We start from the raw sequence: 469 nt of genomic DNA on the forward strand, positions 1-469 counted from the left end.
GTTGGAGAACGAGGCGGCGCAGATCGACGCGGCGACGTTGCCGCGCGCGAGTGAGGTGAACGTGACGGACGACTGCACGGTCGACGGCAGCAGCGTCAGGTACAGCAGTCCGAGGCTGAGGGTGTGGGGCAGGAACGTGTCAGCGATGGGCCGGATGACGAGGCCCAGCAGTGGGAACGCGACGAACGTGAACGCGAGGACGAGCAGGTGGAGGCGCCAGTGGCGGAAGCCCTCTTTCGTCTCCTCGGTCGAGAGGCGCGCGCCGTAGAGGAAGAACAGCAGCCCGATGGCGATGTTCGTCGCCCATTCGACGGGCGCGACCGCACCGCCGCGTGCCGGCAGCAGGCACGCCAGGGCGACCATTCCGAGCAGGGCGAGGACGTATCCGTCGAGGTACTTGGTGATGAAGCGCACGGGTCATGAGTATCACCGGTCCTCGATGATGAAAACCTGCAGTGCCTTCCTCGGC

Annotated in this window: 1 protein-coding gene; it reads right to left on the reverse strand. The window is 66.3% G+C overall.

Annotated features, from left to right (window positions below; all coding sequences use genetic code 11):
• Positions 1–414, reverse strand: a 414-nt coding sequence (locus tag ACRQ1B_RS29175) for a bile acid:sodium symporter (RefSeq protein ID WP_432297844.1), incomplete at its 3' end; no start/stop codon positions are given.
• Between the last annotated feature and the right edge of the window lie 55 nt (positions 415–469).

The organism is Endobacterium panacihumi, assembly GCF_050847465.1.
Classification (GTDB): domain Bacteria; phylum Pseudomonadota; class Alphaproteobacteria; order Rhizobiales; family Rhizobiaceae; genus Neorhizobium; species Neorhizobium panacihumi.